The organism is Pseudomonas sp. CGJS7 (assembly GCF_036961695.1).
Genome location: NZ_JBAMDI010000018.1, coordinates 86,876 through 108,944, shown reverse-complemented (window position 1 = coordinate 108,944; position 22,069 = coordinate 86,876). Strand labels below are relative to the sequence as shown.

23 protein-coding genes are annotated in these 22,069 nt (G+C 62.8%); all 23 read right to left on the bottom strand.

Going from position 1 to position 22,069, the window contains the following annotated elements; translation table 11 throughout:
• Window positions 1-143: 143 nt before the first annotated feature.
• The 23 genes from motD to fliJ all read right to left on the bottom strand — a co-directional run bounded on the left by motD (window position 144) and on the right by fliJ (window position 22,065).
• Window positions 144-1,001, bottom strand: a complete 858-nt coding sequence (gene motD / locus V7787_RS13900) for a flagellar motor protein MotD (RefSeq protein ID WP_010955065.1) — start codon at window positions 999-1,001, stop codon at window positions 144-146.
• A 3-nt stretch (window positions 1,002-1,004) separates the two neighbouring features.
• Window positions 1,005-1,745 carry a flagellar motor protein gene (locus V7787_RS13895; protein ID WP_014590163.1) on the bottom strand — a complete coding sequence of 247 codons (741 nt, stop codon included), beginning with the start codon at window positions 1,743-1,745 and terminating at the stop codon, window positions 1,005-1,007.
• Window positions 1,745-2,857 (bottom strand): protein-glutamate methylesterase/protein-glutamine glutaminase, encoded by a 1,113-nt coding sequence (locus V7787_RS13890; RefSeq protein WP_010955067.1) that lies wholly within the window; start codon window positions 2,855-2,857, stop codon window positions 1,745-1,747. The genes V7787_RS13895 and V7787_RS13890 overlap by 1 nt, the downstream gene beginning before the upstream one ends.
• A 46-nt stretch (window positions 2,858-2,903) precedes the next feature.
• The gene (locus tag V7787_RS13885; protein ID WP_336088543.1) at window positions 2,904-5,147 is read right to left on the bottom strand and encodes a chemotaxis protein CheA; all 2,244 of its coding nucleotides are present in this window, start codon (window positions 5,145-5,147) and stop codon (window positions 2,904-2,906) included.
• A gap of 12 nt (window positions 5,148-5,159) precedes the next feature.
• On the bottom strand, window positions 5,160-5,948 hold the full coding sequence (locus tag V7787_RS13880; protein WP_010955069.1) for a protein phosphatase CheZ: 789 nt from the start codon (window positions 5,946-5,948) through the stop codon (window positions 5,160-5,162).
• Window positions 5,949-5,969: 21 nt separating this feature from the next.
• Entirely contained in the window at window positions 5,970-6,344 is a 375-nt protein-coding gene (locus V7787_RS13875) for a chemotaxis response regulator CheY (protein WP_010955070.1), read from the bottom strand.
• A 107-nt stretch (window positions 6,345-6,451) separates the two neighbouring features.
• Window positions 6,452-7,192, bottom strand: coding sequence for an RNA polymerase sigma factor FliA (gene fliA, locus V7787_RS13870; protein WP_003254406.1), 741 nt, complete (start codon window positions 7,190-7,192; stop codon window positions 6,452-6,454).
• The gene (fleN, locus tag V7787_RS13865) at window positions 7,189-8,022 is read right to left on the bottom strand and encodes a flagellar synthesis regulator FleN (RefSeq protein WP_003254408.1); all 834 of its coding nucleotides are present in this window, start codon (window positions 8,020-8,022) and stop codon (window positions 7,189-7,191) included. The genes fliA and fleN overlap by 4 nt, the downstream gene beginning before the upstream one ends.
• A gap of 93 nt (window positions 8,023-8,115) precedes the next feature.
• A complete protein-coding gene (gene flhF, locus V7787_RS13860) occupies window positions 8,116-9,423 on the bottom strand; it encodes a flagellar biosynthesis protein FlhF (RefSeq protein ID WP_014590160.1) in 1,308 nt (435 codons plus the stop codon).
• Between the two features lie 11 nt (window positions 9,424-9,434).
• Window positions 9,435-11,564 carry a flagellar biosynthesis protein FlhA gene (gene flhA / locus V7787_RS13855; RefSeq protein ID WP_003254410.1) on the bottom strand — a complete coding sequence of 710 codons (2,130 nt, stop codon included), beginning with the start codon at window positions 11,562-11,564 and terminating at the stop codon, window positions 9,435-9,437.
• Window positions 11,565-11,933: 369 nt separating this feature from the next.
• Window positions 11,934-13,076, bottom strand: a complete 1,143-nt coding sequence (gene flhB, locus V7787_RS13850) for a flagellar biosynthesis protein FlhB (RefSeq protein WP_104886512.1) — start codon at window positions 13,074-13,076, stop codon at window positions 11,934-11,936.
• Window positions 13,077-13,078: 2 nt separating this feature from the next.
• On the bottom strand, window positions 13,079-13,855 hold the full coding sequence (gene fliR, locus V7787_RS13845) for a flagellar biosynthetic protein FliR (RefSeq protein ID WP_104886513.1): 777 nt from the start codon (window positions 13,853-13,855) through the stop codon (window positions 13,079-13,081).
• Between the two features lie 7 nt (window positions 13,856-13,862).
• The gene (fliQ, locus tag V7787_RS13840) at window positions 13,863-14,132 is read right to left on the bottom strand and encodes a flagellar biosynthesis protein FliQ (RefSeq protein WP_014590156.1); all 270 of its coding nucleotides are present in this window, start codon (window positions 14,130-14,132) and stop codon (window positions 13,863-13,865) included.
• Window positions 14,133-14,153: 21 nt separating this feature from the next.
• On the bottom strand, window positions 14,154-14,909 hold the full coding sequence (gene fliP, locus V7787_RS13835) for a flagellar type III secretion system pore protein FliP (protein ID WP_104886514.1): 756 nt from the start codon (window positions 14,907-14,909) through the stop codon (window positions 14,154-14,156).
• On the bottom strand, window positions 14,909-15,343 hold the full coding sequence (gene fliO, locus V7787_RS13830; protein ID WP_050545952.1) for a flagellar biosynthetic protein FliO: 435 nt from the start codon (window positions 15,341-15,343) through the stop codon (window positions 14,909-14,911). The genes fliP and fliO overlap by 1 nt, the downstream gene beginning before the upstream one ends.
• A 12-nt stretch (window positions 15,344-15,355) precedes the next feature.
• The gene (fliN, locus tag V7787_RS13825) at window positions 15,356-15,823 is read right to left on the bottom strand and encodes a flagellar motor switch protein FliN (RefSeq protein ID WP_104887843.1); all 468 of its coding nucleotides are present in this window, start codon (window positions 15,821-15,823) and stop codon (window positions 15,356-15,358) included.
• Window positions 15,824-15,870: 47 nt separating this feature from the next.
• Window positions 15,871-16,839: a flagellar motor switch protein FliM gene (fliM, locus tag V7787_RS13820; protein WP_003254418.1), complete on the bottom strand. Its 969-nt coding sequence runs from the start codon at window positions 16,837-16,839 to the stop codon at window positions 15,871-15,873.
• A 9-nt stretch (window positions 16,840-16,848) separates the two neighbouring features.
• The gene (fliL, locus tag V7787_RS13815; protein WP_064491804.1) at window positions 16,849-17,346 is read right to left on the bottom strand and encodes a flagellar basal body-associated protein FliL; all 498 of its coding nucleotides are present in this window, start codon (window positions 17,344-17,346) and stop codon (window positions 16,849-16,851) included.
• 218 nt (window positions 17,347-17,564) lie between these two features.
• Window positions 17,565-18,830 (bottom strand): flagellar hook-length control protein FliK, encoded by a 1,266-nt coding sequence (locus V7787_RS13810; RefSeq protein WP_104886516.1) that lies wholly within the window; start codon window positions 18,828-18,830, stop codon window positions 17,565-17,567.
• 71 nt (window positions 18,831-18,901) lie between these two features.
• Window positions 18,902-19,249 carry an Hpt domain-containing protein gene (locus tag V7787_RS13805; protein ID WP_004577674.1) on the bottom strand — a complete coding sequence of 116 codons (348 nt, stop codon included), beginning with the start codon at window positions 19,247-19,249 and terminating at the stop codon, window positions 18,902-18,904.
• 48 nt (window positions 19,250-19,297) lie between these two features.
• Window positions 19,298-20,989 (bottom strand): fused response regulator/phosphatase, encoded by a 1,692-nt coding sequence (locus V7787_RS13800; RefSeq protein ID WP_010955086.1) that lies wholly within the window; start codon window positions 20,987-20,989, stop codon window positions 19,298-19,300.
• 8 nt (window positions 20,990-20,997) lie between these two features.
• Window positions 20,998-21,303: an STAS domain-containing protein gene (locus V7787_RS13795; protein WP_003254426.1), complete on the bottom strand. Its 306-nt coding sequence runs from the start codon at window positions 21,301-21,303 to the stop codon at window positions 20,998-21,000.
• Between the two features lie 309 nt (window positions 21,304-21,612).
• Window positions 21,613-22,065 (bottom strand): flagellar export protein FliJ, encoded by a 453-nt coding sequence (fliJ, locus tag V7787_RS13790; RefSeq protein WP_003254427.1) that lies wholly within the window; start codon window positions 22,063-22,065, stop codon window positions 21,613-21,615.
• Between the last annotated feature and the right edge of the window lie 4 nt (window positions 22,066-22,069).

The following is a 22,069-nucleotide window of genomic DNA, read 5'->3' as shown; positions in this document are numbered from 1 at the left end:
CTCTGTGGGAGCGGGCAAGCCCGCGAACACCGGCGTAGCCGGTGCCATTCACCGAGTCGCTGGCTTCGCGGGCATGCCCGCTGCCACAGAGGACGGCGGCACATTCAAAATCGTGTTCGTATCAGCGACGGGGAATTGACGTATCACGGCCTCGCTACCGTTGCTTGTATTGCCGGTGCACTTTGTGTGCCAGCCCGGCGCAATGCGGCATCCGGTGTGGCATTGGCGCTGCCCGAGCCGGTCAGGCTGCGGCGCACTTCCAGGTTACGGGAAATCACCAGCACCACCCGGCGGTTGCGTGCGCGCCCTTCGGCGGTATCGTTGCTGGCCACCGGCTGGTACTCGCCATAGCCCACCGAAGCCATGCGTGCCGGGTTGACGCCCTCCATGGCCAGCAGCCGCACGATGCTGGCCGCGCGCGCCGAGGACAACTCCCAGTTGGTAGGGTACTGCGCGGTGCGGATCGGCAGGTTGTCGGTGAAGCCTTCGACGTGCACCGGGTTGGCGAACGGCTTGAGGATGCTGGCCACCTTCTCGATGATCGCAAACGCCTTGTCACTGGGCATCGCGTCACCACTGCCAAACAGCAGCGACGAGTTGAGCTCGATCTCGATCCATAGCTCGTTGCCGCGCACGGTCATCTGGTCGCTGTTGATCAGGTCGCCGAAGGCATCGCGCACGTCATCGCTGATGGTTTTCAACGGGTCGACATTGGTCGCCGCCAGGCCCGCTTCGGTCTGCTCGCTGTCTTTGACCAGCGGTTCGGCCGGGCGCACGCTCAGCGGCTGCTCATCGCCAATCGGGATCGGCTTCATGCTGCGCTCGGGGTCGTTGAATACCCCGAGCAAGGCCTGGGAAATAACCTTGTACTTGCCCTCGTTGATCGAGGAAATGGAATACATCACCACGAAGAAGGCGAACAGCAACGTGATGAAGTCGGCGTACGACACCAGCCAGCGCTCGTGGTTTTCGTGTTCCTCGGTATGACGACGGCGACGCATGGGTTACTCCATGAAGCCTTGCAGCTTCAGCTCGATCGAGCGCGGGTTCTCACCTTCGGCAATCGACAGCAGGCCTTCGAGCAGCATTTCGCGGTAGCGCGACTGGCGCATGACGATGGCCTTGAGCTTGCTGGCGACCGGCAATAGCACAAGGTTGGCACTGGCCACACCGTAAATGGTCGCGACAAAAGCCACGGCAATGCCATTGCCCAGTTGCGACGGGTCGGCCAGATTGCCCATCACATGGATAAGGCCCATGACCGCACCGATGATGCCGATGGTCGGCGCATAGCCGCCCATGCTTTCGAATACCTTGGCTGCCTGGATGTCACGGCCCTCCTGGGTAAGGAGGTCGACCTCGAGGATGCTGCGGATGGCTTCCGGCTCGGCGCCATCCACCAGCAGTTGCAGGCCCTTGCGCGCATAGGGGTCGGGCTCGCTGTCCGCTACCCCTTCCAGGCCCAGCAGGCCTTCTTTGCGAGCGGTCAGGCTCCAGTTCACCACGCGGTCGATACCGCCCGCCAGGTCGACCCGCGGAGGAAACAGGATCCAACGCAAAATCTGCAAGGCGCGCTTGAACGACGACAGCGGCGACTGCAACAACGCCGCCGCCAGGGTGCCTCCCAGCACGATCAGAGCCGCCGGGCCATTGACCAGTGCACCGACATGACCGCCTTCAAGGAAGTTGCCACCGACAATGGCAACGAAAGCCAGGATCAGACCGATCAGGCTGAGGACGTCCATCAGACGCACGCCTCCACCAGGTGCTTGCCGATTTCGTCCAGGCTGTACACGGCATCCGCCAGGTTGGCCTTGACGATGGCCATGGGCATGCCATAAATCACGCAGCTGGCTTCATCCTGGGCCCACACCGTGCTGCCCCCCTGCTTGAGCAGGCGCGCGCCTTCGCGGCCATCGGCGCCCATGCCGGTGAGCACCACCGACAACACCTTGTCACCGTACGACTTGGCCGCCGAACCGAAGGTGATGTCCACGCACGGTTTGTAGTTCAGGCGCTCGTCGCCGGGCAGGATCTTCACCGTGCCACGGCCATCGATCATCATCTGCTTGCCACCGGGGGCCAGCAGGGCCAGGCCCGGGCGCAGCATGTCGCCGTCTTCGGCTTCCTTGACGCTGATGCGGCACAGCTTGTCCAGGCGTTCGGCAAACGCTTTGGTGAAGGCCGCCGGCATGTGCTGGATCAACACGATCGGTGCCGGGAAATTGGCCGGCAGCTGGGTCAGTACCCGCTGCAGCGCCACCGGCCCCCCCGTGGAGGTACCGATAGCCACCAGTTTGTAGGGTTTGCGCTTGGGTGCCGGCGACTGCGAGGCCGCCGGCGTCGGGGCCGCTGCACGGGCAGGCGCTGCCGGGCGCGTCTGCGCCTGGCTGGTAAAGGTGCTGGCCGGCGCTGGCGCGGCGACCGGCGCCGTTCTGGCATAGCTGCCGATCCGGCGGTTGCTGCGCGAAATGGTGTGCACCTTCTCGCACAGCAACTGCTTGACCTTGTCAGGGTTGCGCGAGATGTCCTCGAAGTTTTTCGGCAGGTAGTCCACTGCGCCGGCATCCAGCGCGTCGAGGGTGACGCGGGCGCCTTCATGGGTCAGCGACGAGAACATCAACACGGGCGTCGGGCAGCGCTGCATGATGTGCCGCACGGCGGTAATGCCATCCATCATGGGCATTTCGTAGTCCATGGTGATCACATCGGGCTTGAGCGCCAGCGCCTGGTCGATTGCTTCCTTGCCGTTGGTCGCGGTACCCACTACCTGGATCGTTGGATCCGCCGAGAGGATTTCCGAGACACGGCGGCGGAAGAAACCAGAATCATCCACCACCAGGACCTTGACTGCCATAAACACTCCATTAGGCGGCGCAACCCGCCAGGGCGCGCCACCGAAATCAAATACGCCGCGCGGCGTAACGCTTGAGCATGCTCGGGACGTCGAGAATCAACGCGATGCGACCGTCGCCGGTAATGGTGGCCCCGGACATGCCCGGGGTGCCTTGCAGCATCTTGCCCAGCGGCTTGATGACCACTTCTTCCTGGCCCACCAGTTGGTCAACGACAAAACCGATGCGCTGGGTGCCGACCGACAGAATCACCACGTGGCCCTCGTGCTGCTCTTCGTGCACCTGGCCCTGGACCAGCCAGCGCTTGAGGTAGAACAGCGGCAGCGCCTTGTCACGTACGATCACCACTTCCTGGCCGTCGACCACGTTGGTGCGCGACAGGTCGAGGTGGAAGATCTCGTTGACGTTGACCAGCGGGAAGGCAAACGCCTGGTTGCCCAGCATCACCATCAGGGTGGGCATGATCGCCAGGGTCAGCGGCACCTTGATGACGATCTTGGAGCCTTGGCCCTTGGCCGAGAAAATGTTGATCGAGCCGTTGAGCTGGGAGATCTTGGTTTTCACCACGTCCATGCCCACGCCACGCCCGGACACATCGGAAATCTCGGTCTTGGTCGAGAAGCCAGGGGCGAAGATCAGGTTGTAGCAGTCCGACTCGCTCAGGCGCTCGGCGGCGTCTTTGTCCATCAGGCCCTTTTCTACGGCCTTGGCACGCAGGATGTTCGGGTCCATGCCCTTGCCGTCGTCCGAGATCGACAGCAGGATGTGGTCGCCTTCCTGTTCGGCCGACAGCACTACACGGCCAGTACGCGCCTTGCCAGACGTTTCACGCTCGTCGGGCATCTCGATACCGTGGTCGACCGCATTGCGCACCAAGTGCACCAGCGGGTCGGCCAAGGCTTCGACGAGGTTCTTGTCAAGGTCGGTCTCTTCGCCGACCAGCTCCAGATTGATCTCTTTCTTCAACTGGCGCGCCAGGTCGCGGACCAGGCGCGGGAAGCGGCCGAAGACCTTCTTGATCGGCTGCATACGGGTTTTCATCACCGCGGTCTGCAGGTCGGCGGTGACCACGTCAAGGTTGGACACGGCCTTGGACATGGCCTCGTCGCCGCTGTTCAGGCCCAGGCGCACCAGGCGGTTACGCACCAGCACCAGTTCGCCGACCATGTTCATGATCTCGTCCAGGCGCGCGGTGTCGACGCGCACGGTGGTTTCCGCTTCGCTGGCGGCGTGCTTCTCGGCGGCCGGGGCCGGCGCGCGAGGCGCCGCGGCAGGTTTGCTGGCCGGCGAAGGCGCTGGCGCGGCAGCGGGCTTGGCCACCGGCTGGCTTTCGGCCTTGGCGGCAGCCGGCGCTTGCGCCTGGACAGCAGCCGGGGCTTCTACAGCGGCAACATCGCCACCGAACTTGCCCTTGCCGTGCAACTGGTCCAGCAGGGCTTCGAACTCGTGCTCGCTGATTTCATCGCTGGCTGCGCTGTTGTCTGGCGCGGCAGGTGCTGGTGCCTGGGCGGCTGGCAAGGCGCCAGCCTGGAAGGTGCCCTTGCCATGCAACTGGTCGAGCAGCGATTCGAATTCGGCGTCGGTGATCTCATCACTGACCGCTTCGCTGCTGACGGCAACCGGCGGCGCGGCGACCTCGGCATTGAACTGACCCTTGCCGTGCAACTGGTCGAGCAGCGATTCGAACTCGGCGTCGGTGATTTCATCACCAGCACCGCTGACAGTCTCGCCCTGCATCTGCTCGTCGGCCGCCGCTTGCGCCTTGATCGCATCGAGCGAATCGAGCAACTGCTCGAACTCACTGTCAGTGATGTCCTGGTGTTGCTCCTCGGCCTCGCCCGGCGCTGCAGCCACCACGTCGGCAACCGGTGCCGGTGCGGGCGCTGCAACAGCTTCGGCTGCGCCAGGTTCGGCCAGGCGCGACAGCGCTGCCAGCAGTGCGGGGGTGGCCGGTGTCACTTCGGCACGCTCGCGCACCTGGCCGAACATGCTGTTGACCGTATCCAGTGCCTCGAGCACCACATCCATCAGTTCCGCATCGACCCGGCGCTCACCTTTGCGCAGGACGTCGAACACGTTCTCGGCGATATGGCAGCACTCCACCAGCTCGTTCAGCTGAAGGAAGCCGGCGCCCCCTTTTACAGTGTGGAAACCGCGAAAGATCGCATTGAGCAGGTCGGCATCGTCAGGTCGGCTTTCCAGCTCGACCAGTTGCTCGGACAATTGCTCAAGTATTTCGCCGGCCTCTACCAGGAAATCCTGGAGGATTTCTTCATCGGCGCCGAAGCTCATCAAACGTGCTCCTTAAAAACCAAGGCTGGACAGCAGATCATCGACATCGTCCTGACCGGACACGACGTCTTCACGCTTATCGGCATGAATCTGCGGACCTTCACCCCGAGTCGGATGTTTTTCTCGATCTTTTTCTGCACGCAATTGATCGTGGTCATGTTTTATACCGGCAAAGCGGTCGACCTGGCTGGCCATCAGCACCAGCTTGAGCAGGTTGCTTTCCACCTCGGTCACCAGTGTGGTGACGCGTTTGATCACCTGGCCGGTCAGGTCCTGATAGTCCTGGGCCAGCAAAATGTCGTTGAGGTGCCCGGAAACCTTGCGGTTGCCCTCGGCGCTGTGCGTCAGGAAACTGTCGACTCGCTTGACCAGATCACGAAATTCCGGCGCAGCCACTTCGCGGCGCATGAAGCGCTGCCAGTCGGTGCTCAGGGCCTTGGCCTCGTTGGCCAGCTCATTGAGCACCGGTGTGCTTTCCTCGACCAGGTCCATGGTGCGGTTGGCCGCGCCCTCGGTGAGCTTGACCACATACGACAGGCGCTCGGTGGCGTCGGTAATCTGCGACACCTCTTCTGCCTGCGGCATGGTGGGGTCGATCTGGAAACTGACGATGGCACTGTGCAGCTCGCGAGTCAGCTTGCCGACTTCCTGGTACAGGCCGCGGTCGCGGGTCTGGTTCAGTTCGTGAATCAACTGCACCGCCTCGCCGAAACGGCCCCGCTCCAGGCTTTCGACCAACTCCTGGGCATGCTTCTTCAGGGTCGACTCGAACTCGCCCAAAGACGTTTGTGATGAATCCATGACGCGCCCCCCTGACGTGACTCAGCCGTTGACGCGTTCGAAGATCTTCTCGATCTTCTCTTTGAGCACCTGAGCGGTGAACGGCTTGACCACGTAACCATTGACGCCGGCCTGGGCCGCTTCAATGATCTGGTCGCGCTTGGCTTCAGCGGTCACCATCAAGACCGGCATGCTTTTCAGCTTGTCGCTGGCACGCACTTTACGCAGCAGGTCGATGCCGGACATGCCCGGCATGTTCCAGTCGGTCACCAGGAAGTCGTAGTGACCGTTTTCCAGCATCGGCAACGCCGTGGTGCCGTCATCGGCTTCGTCGGTGTTGGTGAAACCCAGGTCACGCAACAGGTTCTTGATGATCCGCCGCATCGTCGAAAAGTCGTCAACGATGAGGATTTTCATGTTCTTGTCCAATTAGACCTCCAAGCAGTCTCAAACGCGCTCGGCCTACCGAGCACGCACTCATTCAATTCGGTACAACGTGGAAAACGACTGCAACGACAGTGGGCTCAACGCGCCCGCCATTCCCCCAGGCGGCTGCGCAGGCGCGCGGCACATTGGCTGTGCAACTGGCTGACCCGCGACTCGCTGACACCCAGCACCTCACCGATCTCCTTGAGGTTCAGCTCTTCGTCGTAGTACAGCGCCAGCACTAGGCGCTCACGCTCCGGCAGGTTGGCGATAGCCTCGGTCAGGGCAGCCTGGAAGCGCTCCTCCTCCAGGCCGCGCGCAGGTTCGACCTGGCCACTGGCGCCATCCTCATGCAGCCCTTCGTGCTCGCCGTCCTGCAACAGGTCGTCGAAGCTGAACAGGCGGCTGCCCAGGGTATCGTTCAAGATCCCGTAGTAATCATCGAGACTCAATTGGAGTTCGGCAGCAACTTCATGATCTTTAGCGTCACGGCCTGTTCTGGCTTCAACCGCACGCATGGCATCACTGACCATACGGGTGTTGCGGTGTACCGAACGCGGCGCCCAATCGCCTTTGCGCACTTCGTCCAGCATGGCCCCGCGGATGCGGATGCCGGCGTAGGTCTCAAAGCTGGCGCCCTTGCTGGCGTCGTATTTGTTGGCCACTTCCAGCAGGCCAATCATGCCGGCCTGGATCAGGTCCTCGACTTGCACATTGGCCGGCAAGCGCGCCAACAGGTGGTAGGCGATGCGCTTGACCAGCGGCGCGTAGCGTTCGATCAGCTCGTACTGGGCGTCCTTCGCCGCCCGGCTGTACATCTTGAAGCCGCTGGCGTTCATAGTACGGGTCCCGCGCTGGTGGGTTGCACCAAGCGCTCGACAAAGAACTCCAGATGGCCGCGCGGATTGGCCGGCAGCGGCCAGCTGTCGACCTTCTGGGCAATCGCCTTGAAGGCCAGCGCGCACTTGGAGCGAGGGAAGGCTTCGTAGACGGCACGCTGCTTCTGCACCGCCTTGCGCACGCACTCGTCGTACGGCACGGCACCCACGTACTGCAGGGCAACGTCAAGGAAGCGGTCGGTGACCTTGGTCAGCTTGGCAAACAGGTTGCGCCCTTCCTGCGGGCTCTGCGCCATGTTGGCCAACACACGGAAACGGTTCATGCCATAGTCGCGATTGAGCAGCTTGATCAACGCGTAGGCGTCGGTAATCGAGGTAGGTTCATCACACACCACCAGCAGCACTTCCTGGGCGGCGCGAACGAAGCTGACCACCGAGTCACCGATACCCGCAGCGGTATCGATCACCAACACATCGAGGTTGTCGCCGATCTCGCTGAACGCCTGGATCAACCCGGCATGCTGGGCCGGGGCCAGATGCACCATGCTCTGGGTGCCCGAGGCTGCCGGTACGATACGCACACCGCCGGGGCCCTGCAGCATCACGTCACGCAGCTCGCAACGCCCTTCAATCACATCGGCGAGGGTACGTTTGGGGGTAAGGCCCAGCAACACGTCGACATTGGCCAGGCCCAGGTCGGCGTCCAGCAGCATGACCCTGCGGCCAAGCTCGGCCAGCGCCAGGGACAAGTTCACTGAAACGTTAGTCTTGCCGACGCCACCTTTGCCACCGGTCACGGCGATCACCTGTACGGGATGCATGCTACCCATGTCTGTTCTTTACCTTGTCTCGCTGGGACTCAGGCCACACGTAGGGCAATTCTGCGTGCCCCTTGGCATAGCGACTTTGCACACGCTTCATGGTCAACCCGCTCGCCGTGGGTTGTGATAGAGATCAGCGAACATGTCGGCCATGGCCTCTTCGCTGGGCTCGTCCTGCTGCTGCACATTCACCGCCCGCGTGACCAACTGGTGGCCCCTTGGCAGGTGCAGGTCGTCAGGAATGCGTGGGCCATCGGTAAGATAGGCCACTGGCAGTTCATGACTGATGGCAAGGCTCAACACATCGCCAAGGCTTGCCGTTTCATCGAGTTTGGTCAGGATGCAGCCGGCCAGGCCACAGCGCTTGTAGCTGTGGTAGGCGGCGGTCAGCACCTGCTTCTGGCTGGTGGTGGCCAGCACCAGGTAGTTCTTCGCGGCAATGCCACGCCCGGCCAAGGTTTCCAGCTGCATGCGCAGCGCAGGGTCGCTGGCCTGCAGGCCGGCAGTATCGATCAGCACCACGCGCTTGCGCAGCAGTGGCTCCAGCGCTGCTGCCAGCGACTGGCCCGGGTCGACGTAAGTCACCGGCACGTTGAGGATGCGGCCCAGGGTCTTGAGCTGCTCCTGGGCGCCGATACGGAAGCTGTCCATGCTCACCAGCGCCAGGTTCTGCGCGCCGTACTTGAGCACGTAGCGCGCGGCCAGCTTGGCCAGGGTGGTGGTCTTGCCCATGCCCGCCGGGCCGACCATGGCGATCACCCCGCCCTCTTCGATCGGCTCGATTTCAGGTACTTCGATCATCCGCGCCAAGTGAGCCAGCAGCATGCGCCAGGCCTGGCGCGGTTCCTCGATCTCGGCGGTCAGGTCCAGCAGCTCGCGGGCGATCGGCCCGGACAGGCCAATACGCTGCAGGCGGCGCCAAAGGTTGGCCTGCTGCGGCTTGCTGCCCTGCAGCTGATTCCAGGCCAGCGAACCGAGTTGCACTTCCAGCAGCTCGCGCAGGCCCGACAGCTCGGAGCGCATGGCATCGAACAGGCGTGGGTCAACCGGCGCAGCAGCCGGTACGGCGGCGGCCTCCGGGGCCTCGACGTGCGGCTCGATCAACGGTTCGGCAGCGGTCAAAGATTGCCCGGCGAACAATTGGCGGTTGTTGTCGCTGCTGTCCTGACGCTGGTCCAGCTCGGCCTGGGCAGTGGCAATGCGCGTATGGGTCTTGCGCAGCTCTTCTTCCAGCTCGGCGTTGGGCACACGCGGGGCCAGGGCGGACAGCTTGTAGTCCAGCGCGGCCGTCAGCTCGACACCACCGGCAATGCGGCGGTTGCCAATGATCGCGGCATCGGCGCCCAGCTCGTCACGGACCAGTTTCATGGCCTGACGCATATCGGCGGCGAAAAATCGCTTAACTTGCATTATCCCCTACCTCAGCCGTTAGGGCCCACGGTGGCAACGATGGTGACTTGCTTGTTGTCAGGTATTTCCTGATACGCCAGAACATGCAAATTCGGTACAGCCAGGCGACCGAAACGCGACAACATGGCGCGGATCGGGCCGGCGACCAGCAGAATGGCCGGCTGACCCTGCATTTCCTGGCGCTGGGCCGCCTCGATCAGCGAACGTTGCAGCTTCTCGGCCATGCTAGGTTCCAGAAGAACACCGTCTTCCTGACCCTGCCCGGCCCTTTGCAGACTATTCAGCAAAATCTGTTCCAACCTTGGCTCCAGGGTAATCACTGGTAGCTCCGACTCAACGCCGACAATGCTTTGCACGATGGCGCGACACAATCCGACGCGCACCACCGCCACCAGCGCGGCGGTATCTTGACTCTTGCCCGCGTTGTTCGCGATGGCCTCGGCAATACTGCGAATATCGCGCACTGGCACCTGTTCCGACAACAGGGCTTGCAGCACCTTGAGCAGCCCCGACAAGGAAATGACGCCCGGGACCAGCTCTTCTGCAAGTTTAGGCGATGCCTTGGCCAGCACCTGCAGCAGCTGCTGAACCTCTTCGTGGCCGATCAGCTCGTGGCAGTGCTTCTGCAGGATCTGGTTGAGGTGGGTGGCCACCACGGTGCTGGCATCGACCACGGTGTAACCCAGCGACTGCGCCTGTGAGCGCTGGCCGACGTCGATCCACACCGCCTCCAGGCCAAACGCCGGGTCGCGCGCGGCAATACCGTTGAGGGTGCCAAACACCTGCCCAGGGTTGATCGCCAGTTCGCGGTCCGGATAGATCTCCGCCTCGGCCAGAATCACCCCCATCAGGGTCAGGCGGTACGCGCTGGGTTGCAGGTCGAGGTTGTCACGAATGTGCACGGTGGGCATCAGGAAGCCCAGGTCCTGCGACAGCTTCTTGCGCACGCCCTTGATCCGCGCCAGCAGCTGGCCGCCCTGGTTGCGATCGACCAGCGGGATCAGCCGATAGCCGACCTCCAGGCCGATCATGTCGATAGGGGTGACGTCGTCCCAACCCAGCTCCTTGGTTTCCAGCGCGCGCTGTGGCGAGGGCAGCAGGTCCTGCTGGCGCTGCGCCTCTTGCTGGGCTTTGACCTTGGCCTGCTGCTGCTTCTTCCACACCAGGTAGGCGCCGCCGGCCGCCATCAGGCCAAGGCTGAGGAAGGCAATGTGCGGCATGCCCGGCACCAGGCCCATGACGATCATCAGCCCCGCCGACACCGCCAGCGCCTTGGGCGAATCGAACATCTGCCGGTTGATCAGCTTGCCCATGTCTTCAGAGCCTGAAGCACGGGTGACCATGATCGCGGCGGCGGTGGACAGCAGCAGTGATGGCAATTGCGCCACCAAACCGTCACCGATGGTCAGCAGGGCATAGACCTTGCCGGCCTCGCTGAACGACATATTGTGCTGCAGCATGCCGATGAGCATGCCACCGATCAGGTTGATGAACAGGATCAGCAAGCCAGCGATGGCGTCGCCGCGCACGAACTTGCTGGCACCGTCCATCGAACCGTAGAACTCGGCCTCCTGCGCCACCTCGGCACGGCGGTGCTTAGCCTGGGCCTGGTCGATCAGCCCGGCATTGAGGTCGGCGTCGATGGCCATCTGCTTGCCAGGCATGGCGTCGAGGGTGAAACGCGCACTCACTTCCGAGATACGCCCGGCACCCTTGGTCACCACCACGAAGTTGATGATCATGAGGATGGCGAATACCACGGCACCGACCACGTAGTTACCGCCGATCACCACCTCACCGAAGGCCTGGATCACTTTACCGGCAGCGCCATGGCCCTCCTGGCCATGCAGCATGACCACACGGGTGGACGCGACGTTCAGGGCCAGGCGCAACAACGTGGCCACCAGCAGGATGGTCGGGAACGCGGCAAAGTCGAGCGGGCGCAGGGCGTATACACAGACCAGCAGCACCACGATCGACAGGGCGATGTTGAAGGTGAAGAACACGTCGAGCAGGAACGGCGGTATCGGCAACATCATCATTGCCAACATCACCAGCAGCAACAGCGGCACACCCAGGTTGCCCCGGCCGAGCCCGGCCAGGTTGTTGCGGGCGTTGCTGATTAACTGAGTGCGATCCACCGCGAGTCCTCTTGATGCAAAACTTTGACGCCCAGGGGGCGCCTGGGCGTGGCTTTGCAAGAAGCTTTCCAACTTTGCTCGAAGGGAGATTTATGTTGCCGGCGCCGGCCCTTTCGCGGGTGAACCCGCTCCTACACGACGGCCCGCGCCCAATCACCGATGTGTGTCCATCCCCGATCAGGTGTAGGAGCGGGTTTACCCGCGAATACGGTAGCGGCGGCAACGGTGAACGGCGGGTGGAGATTGGCCAGCAGGCCCGGCCCTTTCGCGGGTGAACCCGCTCCTACAGCGCGCCAACCGCCGACATGTGCCCACCACCGTGGTAGGAGCGGGTTTACCCGCGAAAGGGCCAGAAGCCGTGACACAAGATCAACTGTCGCGGCGCAGGTCCGGCGGGATCGGCAGGTCGTCCTTCAGCGGCTCTGGGCGCTTGCCCTTGCCGGCGCGGTATTGGCGAATCTGGAACACATACGCCAGCACCTGCGCCACCGCCAGGTACAGCCCCGCCGGGATCTCCTGCTCAAGTTCGGTGGAGTAATAAATCGCCCGCGCCAGCGCCGGCGATTCGAGGATCTGGATGTTGTGCTCCACGCCAATTTCACGAATCTTCAACGCCATGAAATCGCTACCCTTGGCCAGCAGCAACGGTGCCGCACCGCCTTTCTCCGGGTCGTACTGCAAAGCCACCGCATAATGCGTCGGGTTGGTGATGATCACGTCTGCATCCGGCACCGCCGCCATCATGCGCCGCTGCGACACCTCGCGCTGCAGTTGGCGAATACGTTGCTTGACTTCGGGCTTGCCCTCGCTGTCCTTGTACTCGTCGCGCACTTCCTGCTTGGTCATCTTCATTTTCTTGTGCGTCTGGTACAGCTGGAACGGCACATCTGCCGCGGCAATCAGCAACAGCCCGGCTGACATCCACAAGGCACTCCAGCCCACCACCTGCAAGCTATGGATGATCGCCTGCTCCAGCGGCTCATTGGCAATCGACAGCAAGGCCTGGCGATCACCGGAGAGCACCACCACCGCCACCACCAGAATCACGAAGAACTTGGCCAGCGCCTTGAGCAATTCAGTCAGGGCCTGCATCGAGAACATGCGCTTGATCCCCGCCAGCGGGTTCATGCGGCTGAATTTGGGCTGCAGCAAGCTGCCCGAGAACAGGAAGCCGCTAAGCGCGATGGGCGCCACGAAGGAAACCACGAACAGCAGGATCAGCACCGGCTGCACCGCCCATATGGCCATCTTGCCCGAGGCCAGCAGGAAGGCACCCATGGCCCGTTCATCGACGATGATGTCGCGGGTCAAACTGAAGTTCATGCGCATCAACGCAAGCAATGTCTCGGCCACGTGGCCGCCGAACGCCAGGAGGCCACCGGCACCCGCCAGGGTCACCGCCACCGTGTTCAGCTCCTTGGAGCGGGCGACCTCGCCCTTCTCGCGGGCGTCGCGCTTGCGCTTTTCGGTGGGGTCTTCTGTCTTGTCCTGACCGCTCTCGCTTTCTGCCATGCTCAGCGCACCCTCGCCAGCTCACGCAGCCATTGCAGCGTTTCGCTGGCCAATGCCTGATAGTGGGACAGGACATCGGCCAGGCCGACCCAGAAGATGAACATGCCCATGACCAAGGTCAGCGGGAAGCCGATGGAGAAAATGTTCAGCTGCGGCGCGGCGCGGGTCATTACGCCAAAGGCAATGTTCACCACCAGCAGCGCAGCGATCACCGGCAGAATCAACAGCAGGCCGGCACCGAACACCCAGCCCATGCGCCCGGCCAGCTCCCAGAAGTGGTTGACCACCAGCGCACTCCCCACCGGCAAGGTGGTAAAACTTTCGGTCAGTACCTCGAACACCACTAGGTGGCCGTTCATCAACAGGAACAACACACTCACCAGCATGGTCATGAACTGGCTGATTACCGTGACGTTGACACCGTTGGCGGGGTCGACCATCGAGGCGAACGCCATACCCATCTGTACCGCGACGATTTGCCCGGCAACCACGAAAGCCTGAAACAGCAACTGCAAGGCCAGGCCAAACAGCGCACCGACGATGATCTGCTCGGCGCACAGCAGCATACCGCGCAGGCTCAACGGGTCGAACTCGGGCAGCGGCGGCAATGCCGGCACGATCACCACGGTCACCGCCACCCCCACGTACAGGCGAATCCGCGCCGGCAACATGCGGGTACCGAAGATTGGCATGGTCATCAGCACCGCAGTCACCCTGAACAACGGCAGGATGAAGGTGGCGACCCAGGTGCCAATCTGCGTGTCGGTCAGCTCCAGCATCGCCGCGTCAACCAATGAGCTGCGGGATGTTGGTGTAAAGGGTGGTGAAGTACTCCATGAACTTCTGCACCAGCCACGGCCCGGCGATGATCAGCGTGATCAGCATCACCAGCAGGCGCGGCAAAAAGCTCAAGGTCTGTTCGTTGATCTGCGTGGCAGCCTGGAACATCGCCACCACCAGGCCCACCAACAGGCTCGGCACCACCAGCACGGCGACCATGAGGGTGGTCAGCCACAGGGCATCACGAAACAGGTCGACAGCGACTTCAGGTGTCATCGGCGGCTCTCCTTGACGGCGTCAGACGCCGCCGAAACTGCTGGCCAGGGTGCCCATGATCAACGCCCAACCATCGACCAGCACGAACAGCATGATCTTGAAAGGTAGCGAGATGATCAGCGGCGACAGCATCATCATACCCATCGCCATCAGCACACTGGCCACGACCATGTCGATGATCAGGAACGGGATGAAGATCATGAAACCGATCTGGAACGCCGTCTTCAACTCGGAAGTGACGAACGCCGGCACCAGGATCGTCAGCGGCACCTGGTCGGGGCCGGCGATGTCGGTACGCTTGGACAAGCGTATGAACAGGTCAAGGTCGCTTTGCCGGGTTTGCGCCAGCATGAAGTCCTTGAGCGGCCCCTGGGCCTTGTCGATCGCCTGCTGGGCAGTCATCTGCTCCTTCAGGTAAGGCTGCAGCGCGTCCTGGTTCACCCGATCGAACACCGGCGCCATGATGAACATGGTCAGGAACAGCGCCATGCCGGTCAGCAACTGGTTGGACGGCGTCTGCTGCAGGCCCAGGGCCTGGCGCAGGATCGAGAACACGATGATGATGCGGGTAAAGCTGGTCATCAGGATGACGAACGCCGGGATGAAGCTCAGCGCGGTCATGATCAGCAGGATTTGCAGACTGACCGAATATTCCTGTTGCCCGTCCGGGGTGCTGGACAGGGTGATGGCCGGGATCGACAGCGGGTCGGCGGCCAGGGCCAGCGGCGCAGCCAGCAGCAGCGCCAGAGTCAACAACGTACGCAGCGCGCCGCTCATCACTTGTTGTCCTTAGGGTCCTTGCCCATCAGCTCCATCAGCCGCTGGGCAAACTCCGGCGTCGCCTGACGGACGCTTGCCGGCACTTCCACGGGTTCGGCCAGTACGTGCAGCGCCTCGATACTGCCGGGGGTATGGCCGATCAGGATCTGCTCCTTGCCCACCTGCACCAGCAGCAGGCGGTCACGCGGGCCGATGGCACGGCTGCCGACAATCTCGATCACCTGCCCACCCTTCACTGCGGTGCTCTGCAGGCGCCGCAGCAGCCAGGCCAGAAAGAAGATCAGGCCCACCACCAGCAGCAGGCCCAAGACCATCTGCGCCAGCTGCCCGCCAAGACTGCCAGGTTGAGCCGCCGGGGTGGCTGCTGGCGTGGCCGCAGCCAGGCAGGCGTGGCTGGCGAACAGCACCGCTGCCGCAGCGATGGCGCGCATCGTGCCCTTCACTCAGCGCAGCTTCTTGATACGTTCGCTGGGGCTGATCACGTCGGTCAGGCGGATGCCGAACTTTTCGTTGACCACGACCACTTCGCCATGGGCGATCAGCGTGCCGTTGACCAGCACGTCGAGCGGCTCGCCGGCCAGGCGGTCGAGCTCGATCACCGACCCCTGGTTGAGCTGCAGCAGGTTGCGGATGTTGATCTCGGTGCTGCCCACTTCCATGGAAATGTTCACCGGGATATCCAGGATCACGTCCAGGTTCGGGCCTTCGAGGCTGACATTTTCGTTCGGCTTCGGCGAGCTGGCGAATTCTTCCATCGGCAGGCGGCCCGGGCCGCTGCTGCTGCCGGAGTCCCCGCCCAGCAGTGCATCGATGTCGGCCTGGCCGGCAGAACCGGTTTCTTCCAACGCTGCGGCCCACTCATCGGCCAGTGCCTGGTCCTCTGGGGAGGTGATCTCGTTTTCGTTAGCCATGATTTCCTCGACAGGCATTCAATTCGTTGTAAGCGACCGGCACACCGTCAGCGGCGTTCGATCGGGTCGATGATCTGCAGGGCCAGGTTGCCCTTGTGCGAGCCCAGCCGCGCCTTGAACGCTGGCACCCCGTTAGCGCGCAGCACCAGGTGCTCGGGCAGCTCCACCGGGATCACGTCACCCGGCTGCATGTGCAGGATATCGCGCAGCTTCAGCTGGCGTCGGGCGACCGTGGCGGTCATTGGCACGGCCACGTCCAGCACGTCCTCGCGCAGGGCCTTGACCCAGCGCTCGTCCTGGTCGTCCAGGTCCGACTGGAAACCGGCATCGAGCATTTCTCGCACCGGCTCGATCATCGAGTACGGCATGGTCACGTGCAGATCGCCGCCGCCACCGTCCAGTTCGATGTGGAAGGTGGACACCACCACCGCCTCGCTGGGGCCGACAATGTTGGCCATGGCCGGGTTGACCTCGGAGTTCATGTACTCGAAGCTGACCGGCATGATCGCCTGCCAGGCTTCCTTGAGGTCGACGAAACACTGGTCCAGCACCATGCGCACCACACGCAGTTCGGTCGGGGTGAACTCACGCCCTTCGATCTTGGCGTGGCGGCCATCGCCGCCAAAGAAGTTGTCCACCAGCTTGAACACCAGCTTGGCGTCGAGGATGAACAGCGAAGTGCCGCGCAGCGGCTTGATCTTGACCAGGTTGAGGCTGGTGGGCACGTACAGCGAGTGCACGTATTCGCCGAACTTCATTACCTGCACGCCACCCACGGCCACGTCTGCGGAGCGGCGCAGCAGGTTGAACATGCTGATACGGGTATAGCGGGCGAAGCGCTCGTTGATCATTTCCAGGGTCGGCATGCGACCCCGCACGATACGGTCCTGACTGGTCAGGTCGTAGCTTTTGATACTGCCAGGCTCGGATGCACTCTCGGTCTGCACCAGCCCGTCGTCGACACCGTGCAACAGGGCATCGATTTCATCCTGGGACAGCAGGTCCTGTACGGCCATTGCGGACTCCTACTGCAATACGAAATTGGTGAACAGCAACTGGTCGATGACCGGCTTGCCGACTTCCTTCTGCGCCACTTCCTGGACCACCGCGGTGGCCTTCTGGCGCAGCATCTCCTGCCCTACCGGGCTGCTGGCGAGGGTGTCGAACCCTTGCCCGGAGAACATCATCACCAGGTTGTTGCGGATCACCGGCATGTGCACCTTGAGGGCATCCAGGTCGGCCTGGTTACGCGCCTGCAGGGTGATGCTCAGCTGCATGTAGCGCTGGCGGCCGTTCTGGTTGAAGTTGACCACGAAGGCGGGGGTCAGCGCCTCGTATATCGCCGCTGGCTTGACGTTGCTGGCAGTGGCCTCGGCGGCCGGAGCCGGCTCGCTCTTGTGCATGATGAACCAGGTAGCGCCCACCGAAAGGCCGATCGCCAGCAACAGGCCGACGACAGCCAGCAGGATCAGCTTGAGTTTGCCTTTAGTGGCGGGGTCTTTGACTGCTTCGCTCTTCGCCATGCCAATAATCCGTCGTCCATCGGGGGTTCAAAGGAGAATGGCTTGGCTTGAGCAAGTGTTATGCCAGATTTTGCAGGGGATGGATTCCAGCAGGTTTTGCGGTGCTGGCTTCTTCGCGGGCACGCCCGCTCCCACAGGTACTGCACAGGGTTCGAAATCAACGAAATTCCTGTGGGAGCGGGCTCGCCCGCGAAGAAGCCAGCCCAGGCCAACAGTTATCAGGCGTAGTAATCGACCGCACTGTCGCCGACAACCACCTGCTGCTCCAAAGGCCGGGCGCTATCGACCGCTTCGGCCCCACCCTGCTCGGCCCGGCGCGCCGCCACCCCGGAAAGGTTGCTGCCCTGGGCCTGCCCCTGCTGTTGTTGCTGCCCGCGCGACTGGTCAGCCACGTTGACATCCGGCTGCGCCAACCCCTGCTGGGCAAACAGTTCGCGCAGGCGGTGCACCTGGCTGTCGAGGGCGTCACGTACGCCGGCGTGGCCGCTGATGAAGGTGACTTGGGTGGCCTGGTCCGCCGCAACATTGACGCGAATGTCGAGGCGACCGAGTTCTGCCGGCTCCAGCTGGATATCAGCCGACTTGAGGTTCTGGCTGGACAGGTACATGACCCGGTTGACCAGGCCCTCGGCCCAAGCGTTCTGGTTCATCGGCAATGGCTGATGCAGCGGGTTCGCAGTGGCCGGCACGGCGTTGGCGGTCTTGGCCGTGGCCGCCTGGGTCAGGCTGGCCAGGCGGTTGGCAAAATCATCGATGCGGGTGTCGCCGCTGGCGCTCTTGGTGTCTTTCAGGCCGTCTTCAAGCAAGGCGCCAAAGGCCTTGCCACCGGATTCGGCGCTTTCGCCATCGGTATTCTCGACCAGATTCGCCAAGGTATTGACGGCTGCCTGCCCTTCCTCGCCCTGAGCCTGGGCAGCATCAAGGGCATGTGCCGAGGTGCCCCCCTTGGCCTGGGCACTGTGCTCCAGCGCCAGGCGCAGGGTCGGCAGGTTGGCCAGGGGGTCAGCATCTGGATCGAAGGCCTCCTCGGCGGACGGCTCTTCAGGCAGTGCCGCGGCAGCCTGGGTTTGCGCCGTGGCCGCCTGCAGCACGGGCGCCACTGCCTCGGCCTGCGCCTGGATCAGCTGTGCGCCAGGCTGGGCATCAGTGACCTGACCGGCCACCAGGCTGGCATCACGCACACCCGTCTCGGCCTGGGCCGAATCCTCTTCTGGCAACTTGTTGCCGTCATCGGCAACTGCAGCTTTGCCAGCCGGGTCTTTCTTGCCGCCAGCTGCCGCATCAGGTTTGTCCTTGGGCTTGGCCTGAGCGACCTTGTCGTCCTGCCCGGCAACCTTGTCGCGGCCCTGCCTGGCCATCACCTGGCCAAAGGCATCGCCCTTGTCACCCAGCGCCTGCAGCGGTTTGTCCGCCTGCACGGTGGCCGAACGCGAGGTTTTGGCAATGGCACTGGCTTGCAGCAAAGGGTTGGGTGCGACAGGCATCGAGCGGTCTCCGCGCCAGAAACAAAAAATCATTCAGGCAGAGACAGGCAAGACTCGCGCCAACTCGCGTATCAGCCTGCGGAAATACGTTGCTGCTCACCACGGTAAAAGTGCTGCACTACGACGAATTCCATGTCGATGCGGCTGATCAAGTCTTCAATACCGTACAACGGGGGCCGCCGCGCGCGCTCTTCGAGCTGCTGACACAGGCTGGCCAAGGCCACCGCGCCCATATTGCTGCTGCTGCCCTTGAAACTGTGGGCTGCTGCGCCAAGCTCCTCGGCGCTTTTGGCCGCGTGCAACTGCCCAAGACGCCGCTCCGAGTCGTCCAGAAAAGTCTGCACCAACTGCAGGTAGCCATCTTCCATGACCTCACGCAGGTCACTGAGTACCTTGTGGTCAATATGCATGTCAGTCACTTGTTCACTCCTTGATCAAGCCAGATTATGCCCGAGCCAACCCGTGGCTCACCATACGAACTCCACATGCGCGCAACGCCCGCCCTCACTCCAGCGAGCGTCACTGGCCAACTGCCGCACCAGATTCAGACCGCGGCCGCTCAGCCCCTGGTCCGGCGAAGGCCGCGCAAGCACGCGCTGCACGTCGAAGCCGGCACCGCTGTCGCGCACTTCGATCATCAGACGCCCACCGCCGCCATGCGGTTCAACCTTGAAATCGATGCTTACAAAGCCTTCGGTCAGCGAGCCCAGGCGCCGGGCACGCTCCTGGTAATAGTCGGTAAAGCCTTGCACATCGCGTTTGAGCTGCGAGTCCAGGCCCAGCACACCATGCTCCAGCGCATTGGAATACAACTCGCTAAGCACACTGTGCAGGTTGCCGGTACGTGCGCGCAGGCCATGAATTTCCTGCAACAACTGCACCAGGTACGGCACAGGGTTGAAGCGTTTCAGGCTTTCGCCACGCACCTCGAAGCTCAGCGACCAGTCCAGCGGGCTGGAGCGGCCACTATCAGAGTAGATCATCGGGGCCGCCACCCGCTCCTCGGCAGTGAACATGCGAATATCGCACAAGCTGATGTCATCGCGTGGCTGCCCACCAAAACGCTCCAGGGCCAGCATCAGCTCATCGAACAACTTCACCGGGTCGCGGTTGTCGGCCAGCACCGCGCGCAGGCGCTGTACGCCAAACAGGCATTCCTGGTCGTCGGCGGTATCGATCACACCGTCTGACAGCAGCAACAGGCGCTCGCCCGGTGCCAGCGGCAACACCTCCGTGCTGTCATCGAAACGCTCAGCGGCCAGAATGCCCAGCGGCAGGTGCCGCGAACTCAGTGCCGACAGCACTTGGCCATCCACCGACAGGCGATAGCCATCAGGCATACCGCCATTCCACACCTCCACCGAGCCGCGCTGCATGCTGAGGTTGAGCAGCAGCGCACAGCAGAACATATCCACCGGCAGGATGCGCTTGAGCTTGGCATTCATCTCGCGCAGGATCTGCGCCATACCGTAGCCCTTGGCGGTCATGCCGTAGAACACCTCAGCCATCGGCATGGCGCCGACCGCCGCCGGCAGGCCGTGACCGGTGAAATCGCCAAGCAGCACACGCATGTCGCCGGCCGGGGTAAATGCCGCCAGCATCAGGTCGCCATTGAACAGCGCGTAAGGCGATTGCAGGTAGCGAATGTTGGGTGCAGAAAGGCAACCAGAGTGGGCTACCTTGTCGAACACCGCCTTGGCGACCCGCTGCTCGTTAAGCAGGTGATGGTGATGCCGGGTGATCTGGTCACGCTGTTCCAGTACCGTTGCCTGCAAGCGACGCAGGCGGTCCATGGCGCGAATCTTGGCAGCCAGGATCACCGCGCTGTAGGGCTTGGCCATGAAATCATCGCCCCCCGCCTCCAGGCAACGCACCAGGCCTTCTTCTTCATTCAGCGACGTCAGAAAAATGATCGGCACCAGCGCTTCGCCAGCCAATGCCTTGATCTGCCGCGCCGCCTCGAAGCCATCCATGACCGGCATCAGGGCGTCCAGCAGCACCAGTTGCGGGCGCCGCTCGAGGTACAGCGCTACCGCCTGCTCGCCGTTTTCAGCGGTGAATACCTGATGCCCCTGGCGGCGCACGATCTGCGCAAGCAGAAGGCGATCGACAGCACTGTCTTCGGCGACCAGCACGGTTAACGCCTGTTCGGCCGGCATGTCGGCGCTCAACTGATATCGAAGAGTTTTTCGAAATTGGAGATGGCGAGGATCTTGCGCACGTCGGAGCTGGCATGCACCACCCGCACATCCGACTCGTCGCCGCCCGCGTGGTCGCGCAGCAACAGCAGCATGCCGAGCGCGGAGCTGTCGAGGTAGGTGGTGTCCTTCAGGTCGACGACCACCGAATCCGGCCGCCTGGGCTGGCGTTCGTAGGCGTCGCGAAACTCCTGATGCTTGCCGAAATCGAAGCGCCCCTTGATCTTGATGGTCAGCTTTTTCCCGTCCTGCGAAAAATCAGTCTCGACTGCCATGCTAGCGATTCCTTCGATGATGGCGGATGCAACTGCTTTAAGGTTTAGCAGGCGATGGTGGGGGAGGCAAGCGGATGCAGGCTCACGGCTTTGATGGCCTGTACCGGCCTCTTCGCGGGTGAACCCGCTCCTACAATCAATCGGTGGTGTCGCCCCATACCGTGGTAGGAGCGGGTTCACCCGCTAAGAGGCCGGACCTGCCAGCCAACATACCCGGTCATACACCGTCGCAGCCGCCACCGCATTCGCGGGCAAGACCTCTCATTTGTTTCGGGCCAATTATTCCGCTGCAAGGCCTGCGGAGAACACCTATAGATGGTTTTGCCGCGGCAGGCGCTGCGACAGCTCATCCAGCAAGCGCTGCTCGCGCTTGTCTTCAGCGCGCCGGGCCTCGTCCTGGTAGCGCTGTACCAGCTTGCGCAAACCTTCCACCCGGGCATAGGCCTGCTGCCAGGTACCACGGGCGTTGTTGAGGTTGTTCTGGTGCCAGACCAGGCTCTGGCGCTGCTGGGTCATGGCCGTTTCCAGCTGCCCCAGAAAGCGCTGGTAATTGACCAGCCAGCTGCCATTGACCCCTTGCCCGCCGCGGTTGATCCACTGCAGCTGGTAATCCTCGCGAAAGCGCTCCAGCTCGGCCAGCTTGGCCTGGGCCGTGGCCACCTGCTGCTGGAAATGGCCAAGGCGCTGAGCCGCCTTGCGCTCGGCCTCTTCGGCCATGTCCACCACCGGCGCCAGGCGCGCGGCACGTCCGGGCAGCGCCATGGCT

Coding starts and splice junctions, on each gene's coding strand:
- V7787_RS13875 (WP_010955070.1), bottom strand. CDS start 6,344: ATGAAAATCCTCATCGTTGACGACTTTTCGACGATGCGGCGGATCATC.
- fliL (WP_064491804.1), bottom strand. CDS start 17,346: ATGGCGAAGAGCGAAGCAGTCAAAGACCCCGCCACTAAAGGCAAACTC.
- fliQ (WP_014590156.1), bottom strand. CDS start 14,132: ATGACACCTGAAGTCGCTGTCGACCTGTTTCGTGATGCCCTGTGGCTG.
- fliR (WP_104886513.1), bottom strand. CDS start 13,855: ATGCTGGAGCTGACCGACACGCAGATTGGCACCTGGGTCGCCACCTTC.
- fliJ (WP_003254427.1), bottom strand. CDS start 22,065: ATGGCGCTGCCCGGACGTGCCGCGCGCCTGGCGCCGGTGGTGGACATG.
- flhF (WP_014590160.1), bottom strand. CDS start 9,423: ATGCAAGTTAAGCGATTTTTCGCCGCCGATATGCGTCAGGCCATGAAA.
- flhB (WP_104886512.1), bottom strand. CDS start 13,076: ATGGCAGAAAGCGAGAGCGGTCAGGACAAGACAGAAGACCCCACCGAA.
- fliA (WP_003254406.1), bottom strand. CDS start 7,192: ATGAACGCCAGCGGCTTCAAGATGTACAGCCGGGCGGCGAAGGACGCC.
- V7787_RS13895 (WP_014590163.1), bottom strand. CDS start 1,745: ATGGACGTCCTCAGCCTGATCGGTCTGATCCTGGCTTTCGTTGCCATT.
- fliM (WP_003254418.1), bottom strand. CDS start 16,839: ATGGCCGTACAGGACCTGCTGTCCCAGGATGAAATCGATGCCCTGTTG.
- V7787_RS13890 (WP_010955067.1), bottom strand. CDS start 2,857: ATGGCAGTCAAGGTCCTGGTGGTGGATGATTCTGGTTTCTTCCGCCGC.
- fliP (WP_104886514.1), bottom strand. CDS start 14,909: ATGAGCGGCGCGCTGCGTACGTTGTTGACTCTGGCGCTGCTGCTGGCT.
- motD (WP_010955065.1), bottom strand. CDS start 1,001: ATGCGTCGCCGTCGTCATACCGAGGAACACGAAAACCACGAGCGCTGG.
- V7787_RS13795 (WP_003254426.1), bottom strand. CDS start 21,303: ATGGCAGTCGAGACTGATTTTTCGCAGGACGGGAAAAAGCTGACCATC.
- V7787_RS13885 (WP_336088543.1), bottom strand. CDS start 5,147: ATGAGCTTCGGCGCCGATGAAGAAATCCTCCAGGATTTCCTGGTAGAG.
- V7787_RS13880 (WP_010955069.1), bottom strand. CDS start 5,948: ATGGATTCATCACAAACGTCTTTGGGCGAGTTCGAGTCGACCCTGAAG.
- fleN (WP_003254408.1), bottom strand. CDS start 8,022: ATGGGTAGCATGCATCCCGTACAGGTGATCGCCGTGACCGGTGGCAAA.
- V7787_RS13810 (WP_104886516.1), bottom strand. CDS start 18,830: ATGCCTGTCGCACCCAACCCTTTGCTGCAAGCCAGTGCCATTGCCAAA.
- fliN (WP_104887843.1), bottom strand. CDS start 15,823: ATGGCTAACGAAAACGAGATCACCTCCCCAGAGGACCAGGCACTGGCC.
- V7787_RS13800 (WP_010955086.1), bottom strand. CDS start 20,989: ATGCCGGCCGAACAGGCGTTAACCGTGCTGGTCGCCGAAGACAGTGCT.
- fliO (WP_050545952.1), bottom strand. CDS start 15,343: ATGCGCGCCATCGCTGCGGCAGCGGTGCTGTTCGCCAGCCACGCCTGC.